The organism is Acinetobacter sp. GSS19, from assembly GCF_028621895.1.
Lineage (GTDB): Bacteria > Pseudomonadota > Gammaproteobacteria > Pseudomonadales > Moraxellaceae > Acinetobacter.
Window position 1 is genome coordinate 270,280 of the sequence record NZ_CP117520.1, and the last position, 26,123, is coordinate 296,402.

Consider the following 26,123-nt stretch of genomic DNA (forward strand, 5'->3'; position numbering starts at 1 on the left):
TCATTAATGGCTGCGGTTGGCTTTTTCCACCAGACCGGATAAACCTTGGCGGCGCGCCAGTTCATTTAGCACCAGTTGCGGCTCTAGATCGAAATAACCGAGCATGACAATCGTATGGAACCACAAATCGGCAGTTTCATAGATCAGGTCATTTTTGTTGTCTTCATTGGCTTCCACAGCCAAATCTTTGGCGGCAATGATGGCTTCGATGCTTTCTTCACCGACTTTTTCCAGAATCTTATTCAGACCTTTATGATACAGCTTGGCCACATAGGAGCTGTCTGGATCAGCGGCTTTACGCTGCTGCATCATTTCACCCAGATAAGACAAAACTTCGACCTGCTCGGATTGGGCATTCGAGGCAGACATGGCAAGCGTGTGCGGATTGCTGGATTTGGCGCTTTCACCATAAATCTGGTTGGGATCTTTGATTTGTGCATCGACAATTTCCCAGCCATTTTCGGTGAGTTTGCGATAGAAACAGGATTCACGACCGGTATGGCAGGCAATGCCGCCATGCTGTTCGATTTGCAGGGTGATCACGTCCGCATCGCAGTCCAAACGGATTTCATGCACGGTCTGGAAATGACCAGATTCCTCACCTTTATGCCAGAGTTTTTGACGTGAACGGGAGAAATACACTGCCTGTTTCTTCTCGGCAGTAAGTGCCAGAGACTCACGGTTCATCCACGCCACCATCAGAATACGGCCAGTTTGATGATGCTGAGCAATGGCAGGGATCAGACCTTGTTCGTTAAATTTCACTTCATCGAGCCATTGCAAATTGTTCATGTGGGGTTCACCAAAAGAAAAAGTACACTATAAAAACAGCTTTATAGTGTACGGCAAAGTGAGCGGAAAAGGAGGTGAAATTTTAAAAACTATGCAATTTTAACTTGAACGTGATACCGCAAAACGGGAAGCTTTTCGGTGTAAGTCATCCTCTGTGGATGAGATCAGCCGGAATTTTTATTTCGCGATCCGCCATAAAGACAATAGACTCGCCACAACAATCAGGACCGTAGAAACATACCAAGGCGCAATGATTGCAATGGTTAACAGGATCATCAGCAGACTGCCAAAAATCCAGTTGCGACGTTGCTGATGCTGCATTTGCAAACGCAGACTTTGCAATTCACGGAGTTGTTTGTCGTGCCAAGCGGATTGATTTTTCAGGCCATTCAGGCTGTCGATCAGTAAGGTTGGCAAGTCATGTGCACCGAGCAAGAGATCCGGAATCTGCTGGCCAATTTCCTTCACGTTTTTGACTGGGTTCATATTGGCTTTGATCCAGTCCGTCAGGATCGGCTTGGCCAGTTTCCAGATATCCAGTTGCGGATAAAGATCTGTCCCCAAACCCTCGACATGCACCAAGGTTTTGAGCAGCAACATCAGTTGGGGTGGAATTTCCAGATGGAAACGGCGTGCAATATCCATCACCTGTAACAAGATGCCGGCAAAATCCAGCTGATCCATCGGTTTGGACACCATTGGGCCAACGGTACGACGCATTTCACGCGCTAAAGCATCTTGGTCGGTTCCGGGTGGAATCCAGCCCGCCTGATGCACGATCTGGATCAGCTGCATGAAATTACTGTTCATGACGGCTAGCAGCATTCGCGCTACAGTCATCTGGTCCTGCTTGGACAGCTCTCCCATAATTGCACAGTCCAGCGCAATGAAACGTGGATTTTGTGGATTGATGGTTTCCACAAACACGTTGCCTGGATGCATGTCGGCATGGAAAAAGTTATCGCGGAAGACTTGGGTAAAGAAAATGGTAAGGCCTTTTTCAGCCAGTTGGGCACGATCCATGCCCAAACGGTCAAAAGTAGCCGTATCGGAAATTGGCACACCACTGATCCGTTCTGCCACCATGACATCCGGACTGTCCATATAGACTTCAGGCACATACATCATGCTTGAGCCGGTGAAATAGTGGCGCATACGACGGGTATTGTCTGCTTCCAGCGTCAAATCTAGCTCATTCAGGATAATCTGACGATAGTCCTGAATAATTTCGGAGAGATGCAGGGCACGGGCGGCTTCAATGCGGTTTTCCAGCCAGTCACCCAGCCAGGCCAGGATTTCAAAATCCTGCAGAATCTGCTGACGGATCTGTGGACGCGTGACTTTCACCACCACCTCACGGCCATCATGTAATGCAGCGGTATGTACCTGTGCAATCGAGGCAGCAGCCAGAGGTTGCTCATCAAAGCGGGCAAACAGGGTGTTGATATCGGCTTTCAACGATTGCTGAATTCGGGTTTTAGCCAGCTCTGCGGAAAACGGTTTGACCCGGTCTTGCAGCAGGGTTAGCTGTTGCAGAATCTCAGGTGGGATCAGGTCACGCCGGGTCGAGAGTAATTGTCCGAGTTTGATCGCGAGAGGTCCCATGTCCTCCAAGGCTTGTTTCAGCTTGAGGGGATTTTTACGTTCGCGGCTGTGCCAGGCTGCGGGATGTAAACGGATCAGACTGAGCGCTGGACGGGCTTTGACCGGGACTTCTTCCGCAGGAACCAACGTGTCGAGTCTGTAATGCGCTGCGATACGCCAAAGTTCGAGTAAACGTGAAACATGCGGAATCATAGAAAAAGTCACCTGGTTTAGGGAGTAGAAGAAAGCTGGTTAAAGAGTTGCTGGAGTTTGGCTTCCAGACGGTCAAGATTCTGGTTGAACTGCCGGGTCTGTTGCTGCAGGTCATCCATTTGCCAGCGTGCAGCAAACAGACCACTGTCTTCTTTTAAGGCATCTTCAGCAAAGAACAGCTGGCTTTGCAGACTGCGTTTGAGCTGTTGGGAAGCCAGCTGGATTTTACCCAGCTCATGCGCCAGGCTTGGGCCGATCCATGGCGTCAGATGCGCAGCCAGATCCGGTTCGGCTTGGTGCAGAATATGCTGGATATCCTGCAGCAGATGATAATCTCCCTGCAGGGGAATATTGCCGATCTGGTCACTGTCAGACAGCAGTAACTTCAGCAGTTCAACCACATTCGCCACCTGCAGTGTTGCCGTGGCTTCGCTGATGCTGGATCGCGCATCAAACGGACGCTGCTCAAAAATAGAAGAAGTCTCAGCCTGTCCGGTCACCGTAGGTTCCAGACGGACCTGATTTTCATCAAAAAACACGTCCACCGAGAGCTGTGGCGACCCGATCACGACTCGCAACATCTTACCTTGCAGCTGATTGAGCTGGATCCGGGTTACCGCATCGAGATCAATCACATGGTGCAGCAGGCGTTCTACTGCGCCGAGTGCCAGAATCGACCACATCAGCATTGACCTCTTTAGAGTTTAAAGCCACGGTGTACAGCAACAATACCGGCTGTGAGGTTGTGGTAATCACAGTTTTGGAAGCCGGCATTTTCCATCATGCCTTTCAGCGTTCGCTGATCTGGGTGCATACGAATGGATTCAGCCAGGTATTTATAACTCTCGGAATCGCCCGCAACCAGTTTACCCATCAATGGCAGTGCCGTGAATGAATACAGGTCATACAGTTTAGAGAATGGCTCAAATACCGGTTTTGAGAATTCAAGAATTAACAGGCGGCCACCTGGTTTCAACACACGGTACATGGCCTGTAATGCGGCATCCTTATCGGTGACATTGCGCAGACCAAAACTGATGGTTACCAAGTCGAAACTGTTGTCAGCAAAAGGTTCCAGTGTTTCGGCATTGGCCAAGACAAAATCCACGTTGGTACAGCCGGCATCTAGCAAACGGTCGCGGCCCACATTCAGCATGGATTCGTTGATGTCTGACAGAACCACATGACCGTTTGGACCGACTTCACGGCTAAATACTTTGGCAAGGTCACCTGTACCGCCAGCGATATCCAGAACGTGCTGGCCACGACGCACGCCTGACATATTAATGGCAAAACGTTTCCACAGACGGTGAATACCAAAGGACATCAGATCGTTCATGATGTCGTATTTGCTGGCGACTGAGTGGAATACTTCCGCCACTTTCTGGGCTTTGTCTTCAGCACGTACGGTTTGATAGCCAAAGTGGGTGACTTCGCCGACATTGCCGGTATTGGCGCCGCGTGGCAAATTGTATTTGGCGACTTTACTGCTGCTGTCGGCCTGTTGTTGTAGAGATTGTTGCTGGCCTTGTGGGGTGCCTTCAGGTAAAGGTGTGCTTAAGAAAGGACTCACTTTGTCTGAACTGGTGGTCTGTTCAGTTGCAGAGGTAGCTTTTTGATTTTCGTTCGACATAGAGAGTCGCTCCTGAACACAAAAATAAGAAAAATCTGGCAATGTTTGCATGATGCCAGATTGTAAAATGTTTTACAGCGTCCGGCATGGAATTGTGATCAATAATATACAGAAAAATTCCTGTTTAAATTCTGGCACTTTTACACGAAAGAACGTCAAGGTCGAAAGGGCTCTGGATCGCCGGCATGGACTTTGGTAATCACCTGGCGCTCAATCGCCGTAAAGGCTTTCACGAACTGTTCCGCCGACTTTAAAGGTTTCATGGCCAAAAAGCCTTCTTGCATAAAATCATATAGCGTATCGAAACGGTGTTTATAAGCACTGCCTTTACACATTTTAAACGCCGTGTAGACCACAAATGAACGCATATATTTATCTAGGCTGCTGCCGAGCTGATCCAGCAATTGTAGTTGCTTTAAACGTTGACTTTGCTGATCCAGCTTCAGGTAGGCTTGACGCATGATTTCATCGGTTAAAGGTAAGTCTGCTGCATGATCCTTTAACAGTTGCATGGCGACCTGCTCATCGAGTTGCACTGCCAAAACAGCTAGATACACTGCAGAAGTTCCAGTCTGAATGGCACTGGCGGGTAGCATTTTTTCGACCTTGTGGGCATATTGCAACAGGCGTTCAATCTGCTGCGCCAGCACATCAAAATCGGGTCCACCATACAGACGATTCATGAAGTAATCAGCCATCAACTGGTTGTTTTTCTGCTGGAACTGCGCCACATGCATGGCTTGAATCCGTTTTTTTTGCCAAGATTGAACATCGCGCAGACGTTGTAACAGTTGCGGATTCTGATGGTAATGCAGTTGATGATACAGGGTTAACAACTCATCTAAGGCAGAAAGTTTGGACATGGATGGATCCGATTTTTTTAATTGTGCAAATCATAGTGGCTGTCACGCGATAGGGCTATGACTGTGTGATTAAAATATGACAAAAAAGCAGGATGTAACGGTTAGAGCGGGGCAAAAATAATATACAGAATTGCGCTTTAGTGGGATGTGACGAATGTGACAGCTTGGTTATACTGGAAAATGATAATAAAACATTAGAGTCGATCAGATGACCGAAACACCCCCGAACTATGAAATTTTAGATGAAGATATTTTGTCGTGCCGTTTGATTGAGGCTCAGTACGGGTTACGTGAAAGTCGTGGCAAGCGTAATGCCAAAAGTCTGGTGATTCTGGTGAGCGGCATTGAGTTGGCAGGTAAGGGGGAGGCGGTCAAAGAGCTCCGAGGTTGGGTGGATCCACGCTTTTTAAAAGTCAAAGCGGATCCACCTTACTTATTTAATGCCAAAAAACCGTTCTGGCTGCCTTACGCTCGCTTTATTCCGGCTGAAGGGCAAATTCTGGTGATGTTTGGCAACTGGTATAGCGATTTACTGGCAACGGCCATGCATGTGTCAAAACCTCTGGATGAAACCCTGTTTGATGCTTATATCGAAAATATGCGTGCTTTTGAGCAGGATCTAAAAAATAACCATGTCGATGTTATTAAGGTCTGGTTTGATTTGTCCTGGAAATCCTTGCAGAAACGTCTTGATAACATGGATGCCTCTGAGCAACATTTCCACCGTCTGCATGGTCTGGACTGGCGTAATAAAAAACAATATGACAATTTGCAAAAGTTGCGTCAGCGTTTTACCCAGGACTGGTTTGTGATTGATGGCGAAGAAGAACAGCTGCGTAACCAGCAGTTTGCCCAGTATATTCTGCAAGCGCTCCAACATATGCCGAATCACGTGCTGAATACCCGCACGCCTTGGCCGTCTGCCGCCATTCCTGAAGCCTTGTTGCAACCGGCTCAAAACAAACTGGATCCGATTAACTATAAGGCTGAATTGAAAAGTCTGAGCCGCAAGGTGGCGGATGCCTTGCGCCTGGATGCCCGTAATGTCGTGATTGTGCTGGAAGGCATGGATGCCTCGGGTAAAGGGGGAGCCATCAAGCGTATTGTGAAAAAGCTTGATCCACGTGAATACGACATTCATACCATTAGCGCACCGGAACGTTATGAACGTCGCCATCCGTATTTATGGCGCTTTTGGACCAAACTGGAAGCCGAGCGCAATATCACCATTTTTGACCGTTCCTGGTATGGTCGGGTACTGGTCGAGCGGATCGAAGGGTTTGCCAAGGCCGTGGAATGGCAGCGCTCTTATGCTGAGATCAACCGATTTGAAAAAGATCTGGTCAATAGCCAGACCGTGGTGATTAAATTCTGGCTCTCGATCAGCAAAGAGGAACAGGAACGGCGCTTTAAGGCACGACAGGAAACCCCACACAAGCATTTTAAAATCACGGAAGAAGACTGGCGTAATCGTGAAAAATGGGATGATTATCTGCAGGCTGCTGCGGACATGTTTGAGCACACCAGTACGGCTTATGCACCGTGGTATATCATTGCTAGTGATGATAAGTACACGGCGCGGATTGAGATTTTAAAGGCTATTCTGAAACAGTTGAAAGCGGTTTAGGCCGCTTTGCCTTAAGCCGTTTTATTTTTCGCTATTATTGATATTGGTCGCGGGATACTGTTGCTGGATGCGTTTGGCCAGATGATAACAATCTTGGACATGTGCTTCGGCCACTTTTTTCATGACCATATAGCCCAAACTAGCTGCAACGGCCTGTCCTCCTAACGGAATGAATTTGGTGACCTGTTTGGTCAGGACTTTTGTGACCAGACCCTGCAAAGACACTTTTGCCGCACTACGTGCCATGACCAGTCCGGAAAATTCAATGCCCCGTTTACGCAGTTCTTTCCACTGAATCTGGCGGGTCTTGCTGTCATACACACTCATCTGATCTGTGGCCAGACCAAAGCGGGCATTAATTTCCGGCAACAGTTGCGACAAGATACCAATATCAATCACCACATCAAAAAATGGAATGGGAACCACTGCGGCACCTGCCGACATATAGGCACGTTTTTGTACCAGGTCGAGGCAGTCTTGGCGAATCTGTTCAAGATTCATTGAGGGATCAATCGTATGGTGGATATGCGAACTTTTCATAAATAGAGAACCTTCATTCGGTATGTTGTTTTTCTGTTTACATCTGCATTGATTTAGCGCTGGCCTGAGCAACATGACCACCCGCCGATAGCGTGAAAATGGCATACGGTGCCGTGACAGTATAGTCAATAAAGTTTATGCTTTTGTGCACTGATTACACTTCGAAAAGATTAGGGTAACGTCCATGGGGATTCATGTTATTCAAAGCCAGCGCATCGAGGTTTTGGTACAAGCTTTGTTAACAGCCGTGAATCAAGCCTCAGCAAATCCTTTTCAGGTGCTTCAACCACAGCATTTTATTGTTCCTTCCAAAGCAGTTGAGGTCTGGCTCACCCAGCAACTAGCCGAACAAAAAGGCATCAGTGCCAATACCCAGTTTCATCATCGTATCCGCGGCTTCCAGTGGTCAGCCTATCAATGGGTGTTGCATGAACAGAAAGAACAGGTTCGCAAAGCCAATATTCCACGCATTATTATTAAATGGCGGGTTTTCCAAGCCTTAAAAGCCTATATCGATAGCGAGCAGATCATACTGACCGCTGATCATGCCCTGTATCCGATTATCCAGCGTATTTATGAAAGTGCGGATCGTCTGCAAGGGCTCGAGAAACAGCTAAAAAAACAGAGCATGCTGTACTGGGTGGCGGAACAGGTTTCACGTCTGTTTAGCAACTATATGGTCTACCGTGGCCATTGTCAGCGCGGTTGCCAGCAAACCTGTCACTGTGCCACCAACTGGTTAGAGGCGTGGGGCAAAAATCAGCCCTTACAGGTAGAGGAGCTGTTCTTCCATACAGGCAGCGAAATTTCGGCATTTAGCCTGAATCAGGCACGAGAACTGGAAGCCTGGCAACGCTGGTTATGGCAGGCGGTGTTTCATCAGGATTTTGAGGAAATGCAGAACATTGACCAAGAGTTCTGGCAAATGTTGGAGCATCCAGAAACCCGGCAGCAGGCATTGAGCCGCTTACCTCAGCAATTAACCGTTTTTACCTTGCTGGACTTGCCTCCAAGTCAGTTAGCGTTTTTACGCCGTTTGGGGCAATACCTGGAAATCTATATTCTGCATTACAACCCGTCACAGGAATACTGGGCAGATAGTGTCGATCCGCATTGGAAAGCCCGTTACGATGTGCGGGTTCAGGAACGTTTTATTGAAAAACATCCGAATGCAACTGATCTTGAAATTCAGCAGTTTTTCCAGGAATTCACCCTGAATTTTAATGCACAGAACCGGGAATCCCGCCATCCTTTACTGACCCGTTTAGGTAAGCAGGCACGTGATCATTTCTCTTTATTGTCTAGCCTGTCTTCTGGAGAAGACGGCGTTTGGGCCGATGTCTTTGTGGATGATTATCCGCAGACGTTGTTGGGGAAAATCCAGTCAGATGTGCTGTATCTGGTTGAACCACAGCAGCATCAATATGTTCTGGCCGAGCAGGATGACTCCATCCAGATTCATGTCTGTCATTCCAGTTTGCGTCAACTGGAAGTATTGAAAGAACAGTTAATCCATTGGCTGGCTCAAGGCAGTAAAGAACAGCCGCGCCATCCGAGTGATATTCTGGTACTCAGCCCGAATCTGAAAGAGCTGGAGCCACTGATTCGCAGTGTCTTCGCACCGCCACCGAGCGAGCGTGAGCATCAGCATGCTTCACGTTTGTCGCAGCACAGCGTCTATCTGCCAATAAAAATTGCCGGTGTCACCCGGCTGGATGCCAATCTGGCATGGCGTGCTGTGCTGGGGCGTATGCAGCTGTTACAAGGACGTTTTACCCTGGAAGATCTGGCGGATTGGCTGGGGCTGGCTGCCACGCAGCAGTACTACACCCTAGAGAATCACAGCGTTGAACGCATGGTGCAGTTATTGACGGCAGCGGGTTTTAAGCGTGGCTTCGATGCACAGCATTTGCAGCAGAGTCTGGCACAGGACGATGAAGACTACCGTTTTAGTTTTAAGTTTGCGCTTGACCGTTTGGCGTTAGGGATTGCGATTCCAGAGCATCGCGTGTTTCAGGGCACTTTGAGTTTTGCTGAAGTTTTACCAAGTGACTTTGAGCTGATCGCTCAACTGATTCAGATTTATCAGGATTTTGATGTCCGTCGGCATTGGTTGAACGCACATGAACAGAGCCAAACGATTCGGGTTGAGGAATGGCTAAAACGTTTAAAACAAGAGGTGGATGCCTTTTTGCAGGCTGGGGTGGAATCACTCGGCATCGTGGCTGACCTGATAAAAAAACAAGAACGTATCCTTACGCTGGCCGAATATCATGACCCGAATGCGGCACTGACTTTGCAGCGTTTGAGTTTGCCTTTACCTTACCTGATTGAAGAATTGAACCAGCTGTTGGATGCACAACTGGAACAGGCCGAGCCGACCGGACAGATTACCTTTAGCCAGCTGGGGCAGATTCGTCCTTTGCCTTATAAATTGATGGTGATTCTGAATCTGGACAGTGGAAAGTTTCCAAGTCGCCAGCAGCATGTGCCGTTTGATTTAATGGACTTGCTGAAACCACAACTCGGCGATCGTTCACGTCTGGAAGATGACCAGGGTGCCTTCTTGGATGCCCTATTACTGGCACAGCAGAGTCTCTGGCTGTTCTACAATGGCTTTGATGTCAATGATGGTGAAGTGCGTGATCCATCTACTGTACTGCAAGAGCTGGTTCAGCACATGGCCTTCATTGTCAAACCGGCAGCAACTGAATCGGATCTGCCGAAATTGTTATCTCTGAATGGGATTGAAGTGCCTGAACAGTTGCAGTCTCTGTACCATCTGCATCCCTTACAACCGTTTGATCCTGCAGGTTTTGCCTGTGTGGATCAGATCCGCTATCAGGATCAGTGGTTTGAGGTAGCAAGACAGATCCGTCATGCCAGTGGTCAGCGCGAAGGCTGGACCAATGTTGACTATAGCCCGATTGAACATGAAGTTCAGGTGCTCGATGGTCAGCAATGGATACAGGATGTGTTGTTTCCCGCCCGTTTGTATTTAAAAACCTTGGGCATTAAAAACCTCAGTCCACAGGATCTACCCGAACAGCAGGAACCGTTATTGCTGAATCGGCTGCAGCAATATCATGTGCGCAATAGCCTGTTGCAACAGCAACGTGAGGTTGATCCGGCACAGTTCCTGGATGTATTACCAGTCGGCAAAACCCAACAGGCCAGTTGGCAGCTGAGTTTGCTTGAACAGAGCCATTTGCGTGACCGCATGCATAAGTATGCACTGCACCCGACAACCACGACTCAGCAGCTCTGGAAAGTCCATGCCCAGCTGCATTTGAGTATTCATGTGCCACAGCATGAAACCCTTTGGCTGAGTGTGCAGGCTTCAAAAGCCAAAGCCAAATCGCGTGCGAAAACCTGGCTGGAATACTTAATGTGGCTGGCTTATCTCGATTTGGGCACATCCGGTCGTGACTTGCAACGCATTGTGGTGTGTCCGGAAAAAACCATGATTTGCCAGGGGATCAGTTCAGCGCAGGCGCAACAGTATTTACAGGAATGGTTTGCTGCCTGGCAGTATGCGCAGCGTAAGCCACTGGTCTTGCCCGCTGCCTTGTTACTGGACGATAAATTGAAACTGGCCTGGACCGATCAAGCCCCTTATACACCACTGGATTCCGATAAAATCCTGCAGAAATGGAATGAATCCGATAGCTTTGCAGCCTATCCGTATGACGGTGAGGAATGGAATATTAAGCATCGTGACTGGCAGTTTATTTTGCAGCATCAGGATGCCAATCAGCTGCTCCAGCAGGCCTTGCAAGAATTTTCTTATGTCCTGTATCAGCCAATTCTGTCTCATCTGACGGTGGAGGAGGCATAAGCCATGCAGATATCTCAACAACCCGTTCATCCATCCGATAATCCGATCCGGGACATGCAGTTTAAAGGGCTGCACTGGATCGAAGCCTCTGCCGGAACAGGCAAAACCTATACCTTGTCCAGTCTGATGGTTCGTGTGTTTTTGCAGGATTATTTGCCGAATCAGGTGATTGCGACCACTTTTACCCGTGCTGCTGCGGCTGAACTGAAAAGCCGGATTCGTGCCCGGCTACAGGAAACCCAGCGTTACCTGGGCAGTTGCCAGTCGCTCAATGCCCTGGACCTTCAGGAGAAAATCCGCAATGAACAGGATCCTTTGTTTCACAAAGTTCTGACCGATTACGCGCTGCGACCAGATTATGCCCTGAACCGTTTGAAGCTGGTGATTGATCAGTTGGATGAGCTGTTTGTTGGTACGCTCGACAGCTTCAGCCAGAAACTGCTACGAGAATTTGCTTTTGAAAGTGGCAAGATCGAGCGTGCTGAAATCACGGATGATGCCAAAAGTTATACCCGGCAGTTGATTCATGATGTGTTGCGTGAATGGATTCAAAACCAGCCACAGCCACTGATCGATTATTTATGTCTGACCCAAAAACTCAAGTCCGTTGAGGCCTATGTCGCAGTGGTGGAAGATACGCTGAATTTTGCTTCGGCACAGTTTCAGCAGATGGCACGTCCAGCCTGTGATCTTCAGGCTTTTGAAACGCAACTGGATGCGTTGCTCCAGCTTGATCTTGAGCGGGTCGGAGAACTCGCTGATTTTTACCATGAAGCGGGTCAATACCATGCTGTTGTAGCTAAAAAATGGCGTGATCAGCAGTTGCTGCAACGAACCCTGTGTGAGGATTTACCCGCATTCTTACAGGCATTACAGCAACAGCGGGGTTATGCCGTGTTTGCAGCACATTTGGCTCCAACCCTCAAAAATCTCACCAATCTATGTTGTGGCAAAGTTCTCAATAAGTGTGCAGCAGAAGTCTTGCAGCAGTTTGAACAGCACATCATCGTGCAACAGTTGCGCAGCTTTTGCCTGCAAGTACAGCAGTTGCAAAATGACTTGGGACTACTCGACAGTTACCTGAAATTTTATATCAGCCACGAAGTCAAAAAACGTCTGCCTCAGGTTTTACAGCAAAAGGGTGAAACCACCTTTGCCCAGCAAATCCGTACTTTAGCGGGCGCCTTGCAGGGGGAACAGGGGCAGCGTTTTGCCCAATATGTTCAGGCGCGTTATCCGTTGATTCTGGTGGATGAATTTCAGGATACCAATCAGGATCAGGATCAAATGTTGGCGCAGATCTGGCGTGATACGCGACGTTTTGCTCACGGCTGCATGATCATGGTGGGTGACCCCAAACAGGCGATTTACGGCTTTCGTGGCGGTGATATGCTGACCTATAACAAGGCCCGCAAAGATGTCCTGGCCAAGCAAGGTCGCCTGTATACCTTGAAATATAACCACCGTTCAGTGGCTGCACTGGTTGAAGTGGTGGATGCCTTATTCCAGCGTCAGATGCAGTTTGGTGAAGATGTACCTTATACGCCAGTTCAGGCCGGGACACGTCCACATCCTGCGCTGATTGATCAGCAGGGTGAAAACCATGCTCCACTGCGCTGGATGAGTTTATCTGAGAGTAAAGACGAGTTGATTCAGGTGGCCTGGAAAATTCGTGATCTGCTCAATCAGGGGATCCAGCAGCAATGCTATTTTGCTGAAAAGGAGCAGCCACGTTATCTGCAGGAAGATGATATTGCGATTTTATCCAGAAGCCATGATGGACTGGAGAAAGCCCAGTATGAACTGGAACGCTTAGGCATACGGGTTAACCGTAGCTCCAAACGCAGTGTATTTGACAGTGCGGTTGCACAGGATGTGGGGGCGCTGCTGACCGCCATTTTGCATCCTTATAATGAAGGTAAAATCAAGCGTGCTTTGCTGAGCCGTTTACTGGGCTTTCGTCTGAATGATGTATTGGCGCTAGAAAATCAGCCGGATGGGCTGAGCCAGTTTTTCTATGACTTTGACGCCATTCGTGAAATGTGGCTGGAAAAAGGCTTTTTAACTGCCTGGCAATATTGCTTGAACCTGTTCAAGGTCTGGCAAACACTGGTGGCCAAACAAAGTCGTGACAATGAACGGGTGGTGGTGAATTTACGTCACTTGACCGAATTGCTGTGTCAGCATAGTGAGCATTATCAGGGTGCACAGATGTTGTATCACTGGTACTTGAAGCAACTGCAGTCACCAAGTGAACGGGAATGGGAACTTGAACGCAAACTGTCAAATGCATCCGGTGTGCAGCTGATGACCATTCATCAGTCCAAAGGTCTGGAGTTTAAAATTGTATTCTTGCTCGGTGCAGACAAAAAACCGGGTAATCAGTCGAAAGCACTCAACTTTTCGACGGTTGAGCAGGTCAATCCCATAACAGGGCAGGTAGAACAGCAACGTGTGATTGCAGTTAATGATAAAGAGTGCCTGACACCGGAGGAGATTGCTCAGAATGAAGCACGACAGGAAGCCGAACAGCGTCGTCTGTGGTATGTCGCCCTGACTCGTGCCAGTCATCGGGTGTATGCCATGCTACATGATGCAAAAGGGGAGTCCCGTAATGGCCTCGGGTTCTGGCGAGGTCCAGCAGAGCAATTATTTAGCCATCCCTATTCGATGCTTGAACCCTTGCTCCAAGAATGCCCACCTCTGTTGCAGGCAGCTCAAACCCAGACCGACAGTAGTCGTCTGAATGCTTTAGCCTTACCACAACAGCGTTTCTATCCACGCTCTAAAACTAGCTTCAGTGCTTTGGCCCAGCATCTCAGTCGCGCTGCCATCTTGGACAGTCTGGCGGTGGATACAACGCTACAGGAAAGTGCAGCAGATGAAATTCATCTGCCGCTGCTCGATGTGCCTGAAACGATGCAGCAACCGATTGCCTGGATTAAACGTCATTTTCCCATGGGAACCAATGCCGGCAGTTTCCTGCACAAACTGTTTGAAAATATCCGCTTTGATGATGATCACTCCCGTATTGCTGAAGAGCTTAAGCGGCGTTTTAAAAATGACAATCAGTATAATTCTCAGGGCTTATTAGCAGAATTGTTGGCAAAACTTGATTCACTGTCCGCCAGCGCTGAACAGCATGAACAGATGATTTATCATCAGATGGCCGACTGGTTGCATGAAGTTCTAGCAACGCCATTGCATGCGGATTTCAGCTTAAACCAGTTGGTGAATGGACAATATCTGGCTGAATTTCCGTTTTATCTGTCTTTGGCAGATCGTGTGCTGACCATTAAACGTATTCATGAACTGTACGCCGAATATGGCCTTGATATGGCCGAGTTTCACCAGGCCAACTCGGCACGCTATCTGACTGGTTCTATCGATCTAGTGTATTTTGATGGTCAGCGCTATCACATTGCGGATTATAAGAGTAATTTTCTCGGGGCGGATCAGCAGGATTACCATCCACAGATGATCGCACAGAACATGTCACATTCCAGTTACTGGTTGCAGGCAGGGTTGTATCTGGTGGCTTTGCACCGCTACTTGCGTTTGCAATTGCTGGATTATCAGATCGAACGTGATTTGGGTGGTGCGAGTTATTTGTATTTACGCGGAATGTCCGGACAAGCAGAGACAGGTGTTTATCATTGGCAACCTGAGAGCGAATTCATTTTACGCCTAGATGCCATTTTGGGTTACGGCACGGGCATTTCTATCCACAAACGGGTCTCACCGGCCGAAATGTTGGTCGAATAATCAATTATTTAAATTGTGTATAACTTTGAGGATAACTGTGTGGAAAACCAGCTGAAACAGCGTGAAAGTCAACATGAACAGTGGATCAGTATTTGGAGCCAGTTCATCTGCCAGCCGCCGTTTGCTCAGGTTTCTGATCCATCTCTGGCCACTGAGCTGATCCAGCGCTTAATGCAGGCAGTGCTGCAAGGTGATAGTTGTTTATTGGTTCCGAACACACAGGCTGAATGTTTACAATCGCTGATGCAATCTGAGTCCGTACAGCCGGGTACAGTGGCTCCGTTTGTCTATGATGGGCAGCGTTTATATCTGTACCGTTATTGGGCTCTCGAACAAGCCTTGGCCGAACAGGTGACCCGTTTGCAACAGCAAAAAATTGCGGCTGTTGATCTGTCTTCTCATACAGACTTGCTTGAGGATGAATATCAGAAACAGGCATTGGCGATGGTGGCCAAGCAGAGCCTGAATATCATTACAGGGGGGCCTGGTACAGGGAAAACCTATACCCTTGCCCGTATTATCGCGGTGTTAAATCAGGCTATACCGAATATCCGGATTGCCATGGCTGCACCTACCGGTAAAGCAGCCCAGCGCATGAAAGAAGCGCTGCAAAACTCTTTACATGATGAAAAATTACAGCCTCTGGTAACCGAAGATTTAAAACGTCTCACGCCGGTCACGCTGCATCGTCTGTTGGGGCTGGGCAACTCGCAGCAACCCCGTTTCCATCGCCAACAGCCTTTACCTTATGATGTGATTGTCGTGGATGAAGCCTCCATGCTCGATCTGAACCTGGCACAAATGCTGTTTGCTGCAGTTCCAGATCAGGCTCGTCTGATCTTATTGGGTGATGCCAACCAGCTAGCTTCTGTGGATGTGGGGGCTGTGCTGGCAGATTTGCAACAGGTTGAAGCACTCAGGGAGCATCGGGTGAATCTGCTAAACAGTCGCCGTTTTAAAAGTGGTGCATTGATTGGAGAAATGGCCCGTTTTATTCAAGCTCAATCCCAGCAGCAGAATAGTAGCTGGTTATTACAAACATTTAGTGAGCAAATCGTAGCAGCCAGTGAAATTCATGCCGTAGCTCTAACCGCAGAAATGTCGGAGCAGATTCAGCTGGAATATTTACCTGCGCCTTCTCCTAAAGTTGCAGCCTGTACGGAGTACTATGACAAATTAATGCTCGGTTATCAGGGGTATCTGCAAGCCCTTAAAGACTATGTACAGGCCGATGAGCCAGAATTGATGGTTAATACTCTGGTGCAGCGTTTTGATGATTACCGCATCCTGACCGCAGTCCGACATGGCACATTTGGCTTAGTACAGTTAAACCTACAGATGGAACAACGTTTGTTGGATATGCTTGCTTTATATATTGCTCGCTATGGTGACTGGTATGTTGGGCGTCCGGTGATGATGACTTACAACGATTACCAGCTTGGGCTGTCGAATGGTGATATCGGACTATGCTTGAAACACCGTAGTCAGCCGGGACAGTTTGAAGTGTATTTCCCGAGTCTGAACAAATGGATCCCTGCTGCACGCTTGCCGAAGAGCATGGAGACCGCATTTGCTTTAACCATTCATAAGTCGCAAGGTTCTGAATTTACCCATACCGCGGTTGTGCTGGATCAGACGGCACAGAATCTGTTGAGCCAAGAGTTGATCTATACGGCCATTACCCGTGCCAAGAAAGTTGTGAGCCTGTTGGTGGATATGGAAGCTTTTGCTCAATCCTTACGCTGCCGCACGGTGAGGCAGAGTGGTTTAGTGAATAAAGTTAAAAAAACTCTTTGTTTATAAGAGAATTTTTAAAAAATATGCAGCTTTGTAAGCAAAAGCTTACACAGATTAAGGAAATTTGCGCATAGTCGGCGGTTCCTGTTTTTGCGATGATTGCTTTCAACAACAAGCCGGCAAGGAAAGCTGGAAACAAGCGCATAATAATCATAACGAGTCGTAAGACAGCGAACTTACATAGAGCGTAAGTGATAAGAGAGGAACTTACAGCCGCTAAGCCTTGTAGTTTTGGGAGAGACTACAGGGCTTTTTATTTTGCTGTGATTTATATGAGTGTAGGGTCAATGTAAGCATTCACTTACAGGGTGTGCCGACGTGGCGACTGTTTTTAACTCGTCGTAAAGAGCAAGATGAAACTATGAAAACAAAATAAAAAATCAAGAACTTATAACAATAAATCTCGCTTTTTGGCGAAACAAAGAATAACAATAATAAGTGGTATGAGTTACAGCGCATAATGCCCAAGTCTAGTACTTGGGCATTTTTATGTGGGGAAAAGGCTTGTTCGGTTTGAATCGAAGGTATTTGGGTTCCGGTCTTTATAAAAGAACCGTGGGATGTGCTGAAGTGGCTTGTTAATTGTGGCGGAAAAGCTGATGCTCAGGAAAGCAGCGGTTTTTTTGCAATCAGCGCCATTTTCCCTTAAAATGCTAAACTTGCTGTAGTGATGCACGGCAGTCACCAAGATCCGTCAAGGTGATTCTTATCGTATTTTTTATTCAAAGCATCTCGGAGAAATCGAATGGCTTTAACAAACGCAGATCGCGCAGAGATCATCGCTAAATTTGCTCGCGCTGAAAACGACACTGGTTCACCAGAAGTACAAGTAGCTTTATTAACTGCGCAAATCAATGACTTGCAAGGTCACTTTAAAGCTCACAAACACGACCACCACAGCCGTCGTGGTTTGATCCGTATGGTTAACCAACGTCGTAAACTGCTTGACTACCTTAACGGTAAAGATCATGAGCGTTATACTGCTTTGATCGGTGCTTTAGGTTTACGTCGTTAATTCGATTTAAGCTTTTATTTTCGGATTATTGCATGCTGAATGCCGTATTACTGAAAACTAAAGTATATCCAGTTTTGGCTGGATAATGGGAAGGGGCGAATTGTTCGCTCCTTCTTTGTGTCTTAAATTAGTATTTTAAATATCTAGTGAGGTCGGCTTCTAAGCTTTGTCATTTATGTAGTTGATGTGAATGCCAAACCTTAGGGGTCTCCACTAGAATAAAATCAGGAAAAATCAATACATGTCGATGTTTAATATTATTCGTAAAGAATTCCAATTTGGCCAGCATCAGGTCGTTTTAGAAACTGGTCGTGTTGCACGTCAAGCTAACTCTGTACTGATCACTATGGGGGGTGTTTCTGTATTGGTGGCTGTGGTTGCTCAGCCAACTGCAAAAGCAGGTCAGGATTTCTTTCCTTTAACTGTTAACTATCAAGAAAAACAATATGCTGCTGGTCGTATCCCAGGTGGTTATGGCAAGCGTGAAGGCCGTGCGTCTGAAGCGGAAACCTTGATTTCACGTCTGATTGACCGTCCAATCCGTCCATTGTTCCCAGAAGGTTATTTCAACGAAATCCAGGTCACTGCGACTGTAGTTTCTTCTGACAAATCAATGGAAGCAGATATTGCGGCCATGTTAGGTACGTCTGCAGCACTTGCAATTGCGGGTACACCATTCCGTGGCCCAATCGGTGCGGCACGTGTCGGTTTAATCAACGGTGAATACGTTCTGAACCCGAACTATGAACAAATGGCACAGTCTGATCTTGACCTGGTGGTTGCAGGTACAGATTCAGCCGTGTTAATGGTTGAATCAGAAGCGAAAGAACTTTCTGAAGATCAAATGCTCGGTGCAGTATTGTTTGGTCATGATGAAATGCAAATCGCGGTACAAGCGATTAAAGAATTTGCAGCAGCAGCGGGTGCAAAAGAATCCGACTGGGTTGCACCAACTAAAAATGAAGAGCTTCGTGCGCAGTTAAAAGCGGCATTTGAAGCAAAAATTTCTGAAGCGTATACCATTGCGGTGAAACAAGACCGTTATGCGGCATTGGATGCATTAAAAGCTGAAGCAGTTGCTCAGTTCGTTCCAGAAAATGATGAAACTGGTATTGCAGACGAATTGAATGATTTGTTTGAAGACCTGAAATACCGCACTGTACGTGACAACATCTTGTCAGGTAAGCCACGTATTGATGGCCGTGATACTAAAACTGTTCGTGCGCTAGATGTACAAGTGGGTGTACTTGATCGTGCACACGGTTCAGCATTGTTTACCCGTGGTGAAACTCAAGCCCTTGTGACTGCAACCTTGGGTAATACTCGTGATGCGTTGATGGTCGATACGCTTGCAGGTACCAAGACTGACAACTTCATGTTGCACTACAACTTCCCTGCATACTCAGTAGGTGAAACTGGTCGTGAGTCTGGTCCAAAACGTCGTGAAATCGGTCATGGCCGTTTGGCGCGTCGTGGTGTACAAGCGGTACTTCCTGCTGCAGACCGCTTCCCGTATGTGCTTCGTGTAGTATCTGACATCACTGAATCTAACGGTTCGTCGTCTATGGCATCTGTGTGTGGTGCATCTCTTGCATTGATGGATGCAGGTGTACCATTAAAAGCACCAGTTGCGGGTATCGCGATGGGTCTAGTAAAAGAAGGCGAGCGTTTCGCAGTTCTTTCTGACATTTTGGGTGATGAAGATCACTTGGGCGACATGGACTTTAAAGTAGCAGGTTCTGCCAACGGTATTACCGCGCTACAAATGGACATCAAGATCGAAGGTATAACTGAAGAAATCATGGAAGTGGCATTGAACCAGGCATTTGCCGGTCGTATGCACATCTTGAATGAAATGAACAAAGTGATTTCCCGTGCACGTCCAGAAATCAGCATGCATGCGCCAACTTTCCAAGTGATCACCATCAATCCAGACAAGATCCGTGACGTGATTGGTAAAGGTGGTGCGACCATTCGTCAAATCACAGAAGAAACCAAAGCGGCGATTGACATCGAAGACAACGGTACCGTACGTGTGTTTGGTGAAACCAAAGCAGCTGCACAAGCGGCAATTGCCAAAATCCAGGCCTTAACTGCTGAAGTTGAACCAGGTAAAATCTACGATGGTAAAGTGATCCGTATTGTTGAATTTGGTGCTTTCGTGAACATCATGCCAGGTACTGATGGCTTGTTGCACATTTCACAAATCTCGAATGAGCGTATTGCCAACGTGGCTGACGTGCTGAAAGAAGGTCAGGACGTAAAAGTTCAGGTTGCTGACGTGGACAACCGCGGTCGTATCAAATTGACCATGAAAGACATCGCGCAGGCTTAAGCTCTCGCAATAAAAAAAGCCCATCAAATGGGCTTTTTTTATATCTGAAGCTTGAGGGAATCATTCAACCTTCAGAAGTATGTACCTTATTCGCTGTCAGCGCGTCGCAGCATGACATATAACTCATCTTTTAATTTGAGTTTCTGGCGTTTCAAATGCTCAATCTCGTCACTTCCCTCGGTTACCGGGTTTTGTTCAAGACGAATAATTTCATGGTCAAGTGCATTATGTTCTTCAAACACGCGATGGAAATGGGCATCTTCTTGCTTTAATTTGCTGATCAAAGAACGGTATTCTGGAAACATTCGTGATTTACCTCTGCTGGATTGTTCATACTTTCTATCTTTAAAATGCAATATGTCACAAAAAAATGACAGTTTTTTTGCTGAACCCTGCAGGCAGTAAAATTCCTTAATTTTTTTATGGAATTAAGCTATAATATGGCTCCGCCAAGCTATAAAAATAAGATTTCTACACCAAGCACACCATTCGTGCTAATCATTACCAAGTGAGGCTCTGTTCAATATGTTCCATTGAGGCTCATTTTTAGGTGATTGGTCGTGACGAAATCTGCACAGTTTGTAGAGCAAAGCCTACTTTCAAAGCAGACATTTTGTGGCATGATGCCTTTTCCAGCACGTTTTAAAATCCATTCAAATCATGCAGATATTTTATTTCTATCAAGACCGTAAGGATCAGTACACCTTCGTGCGTGATCAGCTTGAGCAGGAGCATCCTGTCGATTTTATCTGGATTGATAATACCCGCGAAGATTTGCTGGACCGTGTAGAGGATTGGAAAGCCGATATTCATGCTTTAACCGGGCTGAAAATTAATGAATATCACCTGCGTGATCTATTGAATATTGACCATCCCTGCGCATTTGACAGTACCGAAGAATATGATCTGCTGATTTTCCGCAAGATGGTCACACCGGATGACCAGATTGATTATAAAGATAAAACTCTATCACCTGACCAGACGGCCTTTGGTTTGGCTTCGACACCGATTGCCTTCTTCTTTAATCCCAAAGTATTGATTACCTTTCGTGAAACAGGAACCCAGGTCATTGAGGCTTATCTACAGCGGATGAAAAGCTGCTCGGTCCAGCAGACGGAAAATGATAAGCCGCTGAAATTACCGACTTCAACGCTGGATTTGGGACTGCGTATCCTCAACCGCATGACGGACAATTATCTGGATTTACGCACACCTTTGACCAGGCGGGTGGAGTACTGGCAGCGTGAATTGCTCCAAGGTAAAAAGCGCTTCAAGCAATGGCACCAGTTATTTCAGGAAATGACCTTATTTCAGCAGATTGAAAATCTGTGTGAAGAACAAATCGAGGCTCTGCAAGAGTTGCGTGATGAAATTGTGCAGAACTATCCACATCTGATGGGGGAAGAACTGCATGATCCACAAGATATTACCTTGGTGCGGATTGATGACTTGGCCAGTCACGTTGAGCGGATCCAGAAACACGTGACCCGATTACGCAACGCGATACAAGCCGCGATTAACCTGCATTTTTCAGCTATTTCTAACCAGACCAATGAAAACATGCGGATCTTAGCAATTATCACCACAATTTTTGCCCCATTGACCCTACTCACCGGAATCTATGGAATGAATTTTCAATATATTCCGGGTTTAGACCAACACGAGGGTTTCTGGATTATTGTGGTTTTAATGCTGCTATGTACCGCTATTTTGCTGTATTTATTCTATCGTAGCCGTCTGTTTGGTGGGCATGAAGAAAGTATTATTGATCTGCTGGCCCAGCAGCACCAGCAGAGAACCGTGAATTTGTCCTGGTTACTCGACTATGACCGCTATAACCAGCATTTAAAGCGTCAAACCCGTCGTTTCAAACGAAAAATTAAAGATCTGGCGGAGTAGTCCGTTGCATGCGGCGCCGTAGCTGTTTGACCTCATCCAGCAGATCCAGCATCACGGCAACCGCAGGTAAACTGGCCTCAAAATCTCGTTGCAGGCGATATGCACGTCGTGCACGACCAACATCTTCGCCGATAAATTGAGGCTGCCCAGCACCGCTGCGCAGGGGTAAAATATCATGTTCGAGTAAAGCCAGAATCCAGTCTGGGCTTTGGCCGCAAATCTGTGCAAATTGCTGGAGTGTGAGTGGATAATCGTTATCCAAAATTTCCATGTCCTCACAGCCGTTACAGATCATTTCGCGATAATGAATCGTGACCATGTGCAACTCCTTATTCTGCCCGTGGATTAAAATGAGGGAAGGCCGCAGCCAGTGCCTGATAGGCTTGTTTTTCTTGTTCGGAATGTGCTGCCGGGTTGACCACATTCAAGATTAAATACAGGTGTCCCGGTGTTTTTGCAGGAATCCCTTTGTCTTTGAGACGCAACTGCTGACCAGTTTTGGCATTTCGTGGTAGATGGACGTGCAGGGAGCCTGCCGGGGTTTTTACCTCAATGCTTTGTCCAAGAACCGCTTCCCAGGATGCCACATCTACGGTGTAATACACATCGCTGCCTTCGACTCGGATGCGGTCATTGTCCTTGTATTGGATCTCAATATACAGGTCACCATTTTCGCCACCATTGATGCCGCTTTGTCCCTGACCGCTAAGCCTGATTTGCTGGCCTTCTTTCATGCCTTTCGGGATTTTGACCTGTAGGGTTTTTCGCTGGATTTCGGGCTCACCATAGGCATTCAGGGTTGGAATCTGCAAGGTAATATTCTGCGTACTGCCGTGATAGGCAATCTCGGGATCAATTTCGATTTTGGCATGTTGGTCTTCACCACGGTAACTGTGTTGTTGACGTTGATACTGGTAGTTGCCACCGCCAAATCCACTGCCAAAGCGTCCAAAAAGATCTTCAAAACCGCTAAAATCTGAAGCACTGCCATGCTGACCATAACCCTGACGGTAAAAGCGTGCCCCATCAAAACCTGCGTGTCCTGCACCTGCACCAAAACCCGAGAACCCTTGTGGATGATCGAGCATCTGGTCATATTCAGCTTTTTTTTCTGGATGACTCAATGTGTCATAAGCAACATTGACCGCCTGCATTTTCTCTTCAGCATCAGATTCTTTGCTGATATCTGGGTGATATTTTTTGGCGAGTTTTCGGTAACTTTTTTTGATTTCTTCTTGTGTAGCATCCCGCGAGACACCGAGAATTTCATAATAATTTTTGGTCATGGTGATGATTTATCATTCAGTTTTATTGTTGATTATTAGTTTTATTCTGTAGAAAGCATAGCTGAGTGCCGTTCAATATTGTTTCAATTTATGAAAAAAGCCAGTGAACGGGTCACTGGCTTGACTGAAACGGCAGGATTTTTTAATGCTGCGCTTCAAGGCTTAGCTGGGTTAACTGACATGCTTGCCAAACAGGCCCAAGGCTTCTTCAGCGCTAAAGGTATATTGGGCCTGACAGAACTGGCAATCCATGACGATGGGGGTTTGATGTTCCAGCGTTTCTTTCACGGCTTCGAGACCAATTTGTTGCAGAGCAATCGCACAGCGTTCTTTGGAACAGGTACAGCCAAAACGTAATGCTTCAACTTCGGGTAAACGAACTTTTTCTTCATTGTACAAACGGTAAAGAATTTCGTTTGGATCCAGTTCAGTCAATTCTTCCACTTTCAGTGTTTGTGTCAGCATGATCAGGCGTGGCCATAGATCTTCATCGACAAACTTCTGTTCTTCTTCATTGTTGCGCGGTAACAACTGGATCAGTAAACCACCCGAGTGCTGGGCATTGCTGGCCAAGACAATGTGCGTTGGGATCTGTGCAGACAGATCATAATACTGCATCAGGCAGCCTGCCAAGGTCGGTTGATCCAATGGTACGATGCCCTGATAGCGTTCACCAAACTCCGGTTCGATATTGATAAAAAGTACAGGGTTGAGCAGTGATTTCAGCACCACACTGCTGTCTTCTGCAGCAACAAAACGTGGGTCTTCTTCGTAATCTGCCAAGGCGCGGACTTCACCGAGATGGTTACATTCAGCCATCGCCCATTTAAAGGTGCCACTGGCCTGAATCTGCAGGCTGATGCGTCCCTTGATTTTGAGGGTGCTGGCCAGCAAGGCCGTTGCGCTCAGCATTTCTCCCAGCAGGATTTGTACAGCAGGCATATACGGGCGTTGGCCCAAAATGGTTTGTAAAGCTTCTTCTAAATGAACTACTTCACCACGAACAGGGCAGTCTTCAATAAAAAAGCGTTGGCGTAAATCAGACATAGTATTCTCCAAGACCCTGTCTTAATGGTGGTGATATTGTAAAACACAAGTCAATTGGGTTCATCCCGTGTTACATCAATACGATGATTTTCTAAGCCGCGGGTTAAATTGACGCCTGTGGAGGATGTACTGATTTCACGGTCATATTCAAACAGCTGTTCCAGTTCAAGCAAGGCATTCCGCTGTGATTCATGGATTTTTTCTGGATCCATGAAAATGCTCTGCTGTTGCGCCAACAGTTTTTCATCATAGTCACGGAAACGTTCAATATTGTCATAGGCCTGTTGTTCGGCTACATCCAGTTCGCGTAAAACCTGAAAGGCCATGCCCAAAGATGATAGATAGGTTTCCCGCCAGATCAGTTGTACCCCGATTTCCCGTAGCAAATGTACATGATGCCGATCACGTGCACGAACCAGCAGTTTTAAGCTGGGATAATTCAGTTTGATATGCCGGGCGACGTTCATAGAGTCTTCGACATCATCAATCGCGAGCACAAACACCTTGGCATGCTGGATGCCGGCCGAACGTAGCAAGTCGGGATGGGTGGCATCGCCATAATACAGTGAGCCGCCGTACTGATGGACAAAATGCTGGTGCTGTGGATTGTTGTCAATTGCAGTAAAAGGAATGTGTTGCAGTCGGGCGACCCGCGCCACGATCTGCCCGAAACGACCGAAACCAGCAATAATGATTGGATACTGTGTTGTTGGAATTGAATCATCAGTTCGAGTCGATCCCGTATTCCAGCGGTTGAGCAGCTTGTGCATGGCCCAGTAGCTAAGTGGTGTCAGCATCATAGACAGGGTCACGATCAGCATTGTCGGTTCAAACAGTACTGTACTCAGCACCTTTTCAGTGTGAGCAACCGTCAGTACGACGAAGGCAAACTCGCCTCCCTGCGCGAGACAGGTGGCTAGTAACAGGCTGTTTCTCCAGCTGCGTCGATAGTAGCGTGCAATACCTACCAGCAAGGCAGCTTTGACCAGCATCAATAATAGCGCGCCACCCACAATCAGCTCAGGGTTATCCAGTACCAGATGGAGGTGGGTGGTCATTCCGACCGTCATGAAGAACAGGCCCAGCAATAATCCTTTAAAGGGTGCGATACTGGCTTCAAGTTCATGACGGAATTCAGAATCGGCCAGCAACATTCCGGTCAGGAAGGCCCCCAAGGTGGTACTGATTCCCAGGGTTTTCATCAGTAAGACCACGGCCAGCACAATAAATAAGCCGACCGCGGTAATGAGTTCGGTTGCGCCACTCTTGGCCACGAAACGGAAAAAGGGGCGCATGACGTAACGGCTGAACAGAAATAGCCCGGTAAAGGCTGCAATAATCGCGGCAAAATAAGCAATGCCATGATGTGTGGAGCCACTCCCAGCCAGTAACGGAATTGCAGCAAGTAAGGGAATGGCGGCCATGTCCTGAAACAGCAAAATGGCAAAGGCCTGTCGGCCGTATACGGTATTGAGCTGCTGTTGTTCACTCAGCATTTGCAGGACAAAGGCTGTGGATGATAGAGCCAGGGCAAAACCCAGAATAAAGCTGGCACTCAGTGTCGTATTCAGCAGTAAAAAAACACCGAGCATCAATACAATGCCACTCAGCAGCATTTGCAAGCCGCCCATGACAAACATGGAATGGCGCATTTCCCACAAGCGCTGCGGTCGTAGTTCCAGGCCAATCAAGAACATCAGCATGATGACGCCAAACTCGGCCAATTCCATAATCGCATGGGGATCATGGGCAATGTTGAACACGCTCGGGCCAAGCAGGATGCCTGTGAACAGATAACCCAGAATACTGGCAATACCGAGGCGCTTACCTAATGGCACCAGAATCAATGCCGCACCCAAGAAAATGGTGACTTGTAACAGTAAAGACAT

At 47.3% G+C, this 26,123-nt stretch carries 18 protein-coding genes; 7 read left to right on the top strand and 11 right to left on the bottom strand.

The annotated features are described in order from the left end of the window. Positions 1-3: 3 nt before the first annotated feature. The 5 genes from hisIE to PGW99_RS01390 all read right to left on the bottom strand — a co-directional run bounded on the left by hisIE (position 4) and on the right by PGW99_RS01390 (position 5,085). Positions 4-792 carry a bifunctional phosphoribosyl-AMP cyclohydrolase/phosphoribosyl-ATP diphosphatase HisIE gene (hisIE, locus tag PGW99_RS01370; protein WP_273778297.1) on the bottom strand — a complete coding sequence of 263 codons (789 nt, stop codon included), beginning with the start codon at positions 790-792 and terminating at the stop codon, positions 4-6. Between the two features lie 177 nt (positions 793-969). Beyond that, positions 970-2,589, bottom strand: coding sequence for an ABC1 kinase family protein (locus PGW99_RS01375; RefSeq protein WP_273778298.1), 1,620 nt, complete (start codon positions 2,587-2,589; stop codon positions 970-972). A gap of 17 nt (positions 2,590-2,606) precedes the next feature. Beyond that, complete coding sequence (locus tag PGW99_RS01380; RefSeq protein ID WP_273778299.1) at positions 2,607-3,272, bottom strand: ubiquinone biosynthesis accessory factor UbiJ; 666 nt, start codon at positions 3,270-3,272, stop codon at positions 2,607-2,609. Positions 3,273-3,286: 14 nt separating this feature from the next. After that, positions 3,287-4,222, bottom strand: a complete 936-nt coding sequence (gene ubiE, locus PGW99_RS01385) for a bifunctional demethylmenaquinone methyltransferase/2-methoxy-6-polyprenyl-1,4-benzoquinol methylase UbiE (RefSeq protein WP_273778300.1) — start codon at positions 4,220-4,222, stop codon at positions 3,287-3,289. A gap of 155 nt (positions 4,223-4,377) precedes the next feature. Beyond that, positions 4,378-5,085, bottom strand: a complete 708-nt coding sequence (locus PGW99_RS01390; protein WP_273778302.1) for an FFLEELY motif protein — start codon at positions 5,083-5,085, stop codon at positions 4,378-4,380. A gap of 208 nt (positions 5,086-5,293) precedes the next feature. Between PGW99_RS01390 and pap the strand changes: the two genes are divergently transcribed. Further along, positions 5,294-6,712, top strand: a complete 1,419-nt coding sequence (pap, locus tag PGW99_RS01395; RefSeq protein ID WP_273778305.1) for a polyphosphate:AMP phosphotransferase — start codon at positions 5,294-5,296, stop codon at positions 6,710-6,712. A 21-nt stretch (positions 6,713-6,733) separates the two neighbouring features. On the opposite strand, the gene PGW99_RS01400 is transcribed toward pap, so the two are convergent. Then, entirely contained in the window at positions 6,734-7,252 is a 519-nt protein-coding gene (locus PGW99_RS01400) for a hypothetical protein (RefSeq protein ID WP_273778306.1), read from the bottom strand. 184 nt (positions 7,253-7,436) lie between these two features. Between PGW99_RS01400 and PGW99_RS01405 the strand changes: the two genes are divergently transcribed. From PGW99_RS01405 to pnp, 5 genes are all read left to right on the top strand, one after another. Further along, the gene (locus tag PGW99_RS01405; RefSeq protein ID WP_273778307.1) at positions 7,437-11,090 is read left to right on the top strand and encodes an exodeoxyribonuclease V subunit gamma; all 3,654 of its coding nucleotides are present in this window, start codon (positions 7,437-7,439) and stop codon (positions 11,088-11,090) included. A gap of 3 nt (positions 11,091-11,093) precedes the next feature. Further along, positions 11,094-14,855: a UvrD-helicase domain-containing protein gene (locus PGW99_RS01410; protein ID WP_273778308.1), complete on the top strand. Its 3,762-nt coding sequence runs from the start codon at positions 11,094-11,096 to the stop codon at positions 14,853-14,855. Between the two features lie 39 nt (positions 14,856-14,894). After that, on the top strand, positions 14,895-16,658 hold the full coding sequence (recD, locus tag PGW99_RS01415; protein WP_273778309.1) for an exodeoxyribonuclease V subunit alpha: 1,764 nt from the start codon (positions 14,895-14,897) through the stop codon (positions 16,656-16,658). A 739-nt stretch (positions 16,659-17,397) separates the two neighbouring features. Then, on the top strand, positions 17,398-17,667 hold the full coding sequence (rpsO, locus tag PGW99_RS01420; RefSeq protein WP_001229357.1) for a 30S ribosomal protein S15: 270 nt from the start codon (positions 17,398-17,400) through the stop codon (positions 17,665-17,667). A 247-nt stretch (positions 17,668-17,914) separates the two neighbouring features. Further along, positions 17,915-20,002, top strand: a complete 2,088-nt coding sequence (gene pnp, locus PGW99_RS01425; RefSeq protein WP_273779386.1) for a polyribonucleotide nucleotidyltransferase — start codon at positions 17,915-17,917, stop codon at positions 20,000-20,002. 86 nt (positions 20,003-20,088) lie between these two features. Here pnp and PGW99_RS01430 read toward each other — a convergent pair whose 3' ends face one another. Further along, positions 20,089-20,307, bottom strand: coding sequence for a YdcH family protein (locus tag PGW99_RS01430; RefSeq protein WP_273778312.1), 219 nt, complete (start codon positions 20,305-20,307; stop codon positions 20,089-20,091). A 355-nt stretch (positions 20,308-20,662) separates the two neighbouring features. On the opposite strand from PGW99_RS01430, the gene PGW99_RS01435 reads away from it, so the two are divergent. After that, complete coding sequence (locus PGW99_RS01435) at positions 20,663-21,901, top strand: magnesium transporter CorA family protein (RefSeq protein ID WP_273778313.1); 1,239 nt, start codon at positions 20,663-20,665, stop codon at positions 21,899-21,901. Here the strand turns inward: PGW99_RS01435 and PGW99_RS01440 are convergent. The 4 genes from PGW99_RS01440 to PGW99_RS01455 form a co-directional block, all read right to left on the bottom strand. Beyond that, positions 21,882-22,220: a chaperone modulator CbpM gene (locus PGW99_RS01440; RefSeq protein WP_273778315.1), complete on the bottom strand. Its 339-nt coding sequence runs from the start codon at positions 22,218-22,220 to the stop codon at positions 21,882-21,884. The genes PGW99_RS01435 and PGW99_RS01440 overlap by 20 nt on opposite strands. A 10-nt stretch (positions 22,221-22,230) precedes the next feature. Beyond that, complete coding sequence (locus tag PGW99_RS01445) at positions 22,231-23,187, bottom strand: DnaJ C-terminal domain-containing protein (protein WP_273778318.1); 957 nt, start codon at positions 23,185-23,187, stop codon at positions 22,231-22,233. Between the two features lie 171 nt (positions 23,188-23,358). Continuing rightward, on the bottom strand, positions 23,359-24,234 hold the full coding sequence (gene hslO, locus PGW99_RS01450; RefSeq protein WP_273778319.1) for an Hsp33 family molecular chaperone HslO: 876 nt from the start codon (positions 24,232-24,234) through the stop codon (positions 23,359-23,361). 50 nt (positions 24,235-24,284) lie between these two features. Then, positions 24,285-26,123: a monovalent cation:proton antiporter-2 (CPA2) family protein gene (locus PGW99_RS01455; RefSeq protein ID WP_273778320.1), complete on the bottom strand. Its 1,839-nt coding sequence runs from the start codon at positions 26,121-26,123 to the stop codon at positions 24,285-24,287.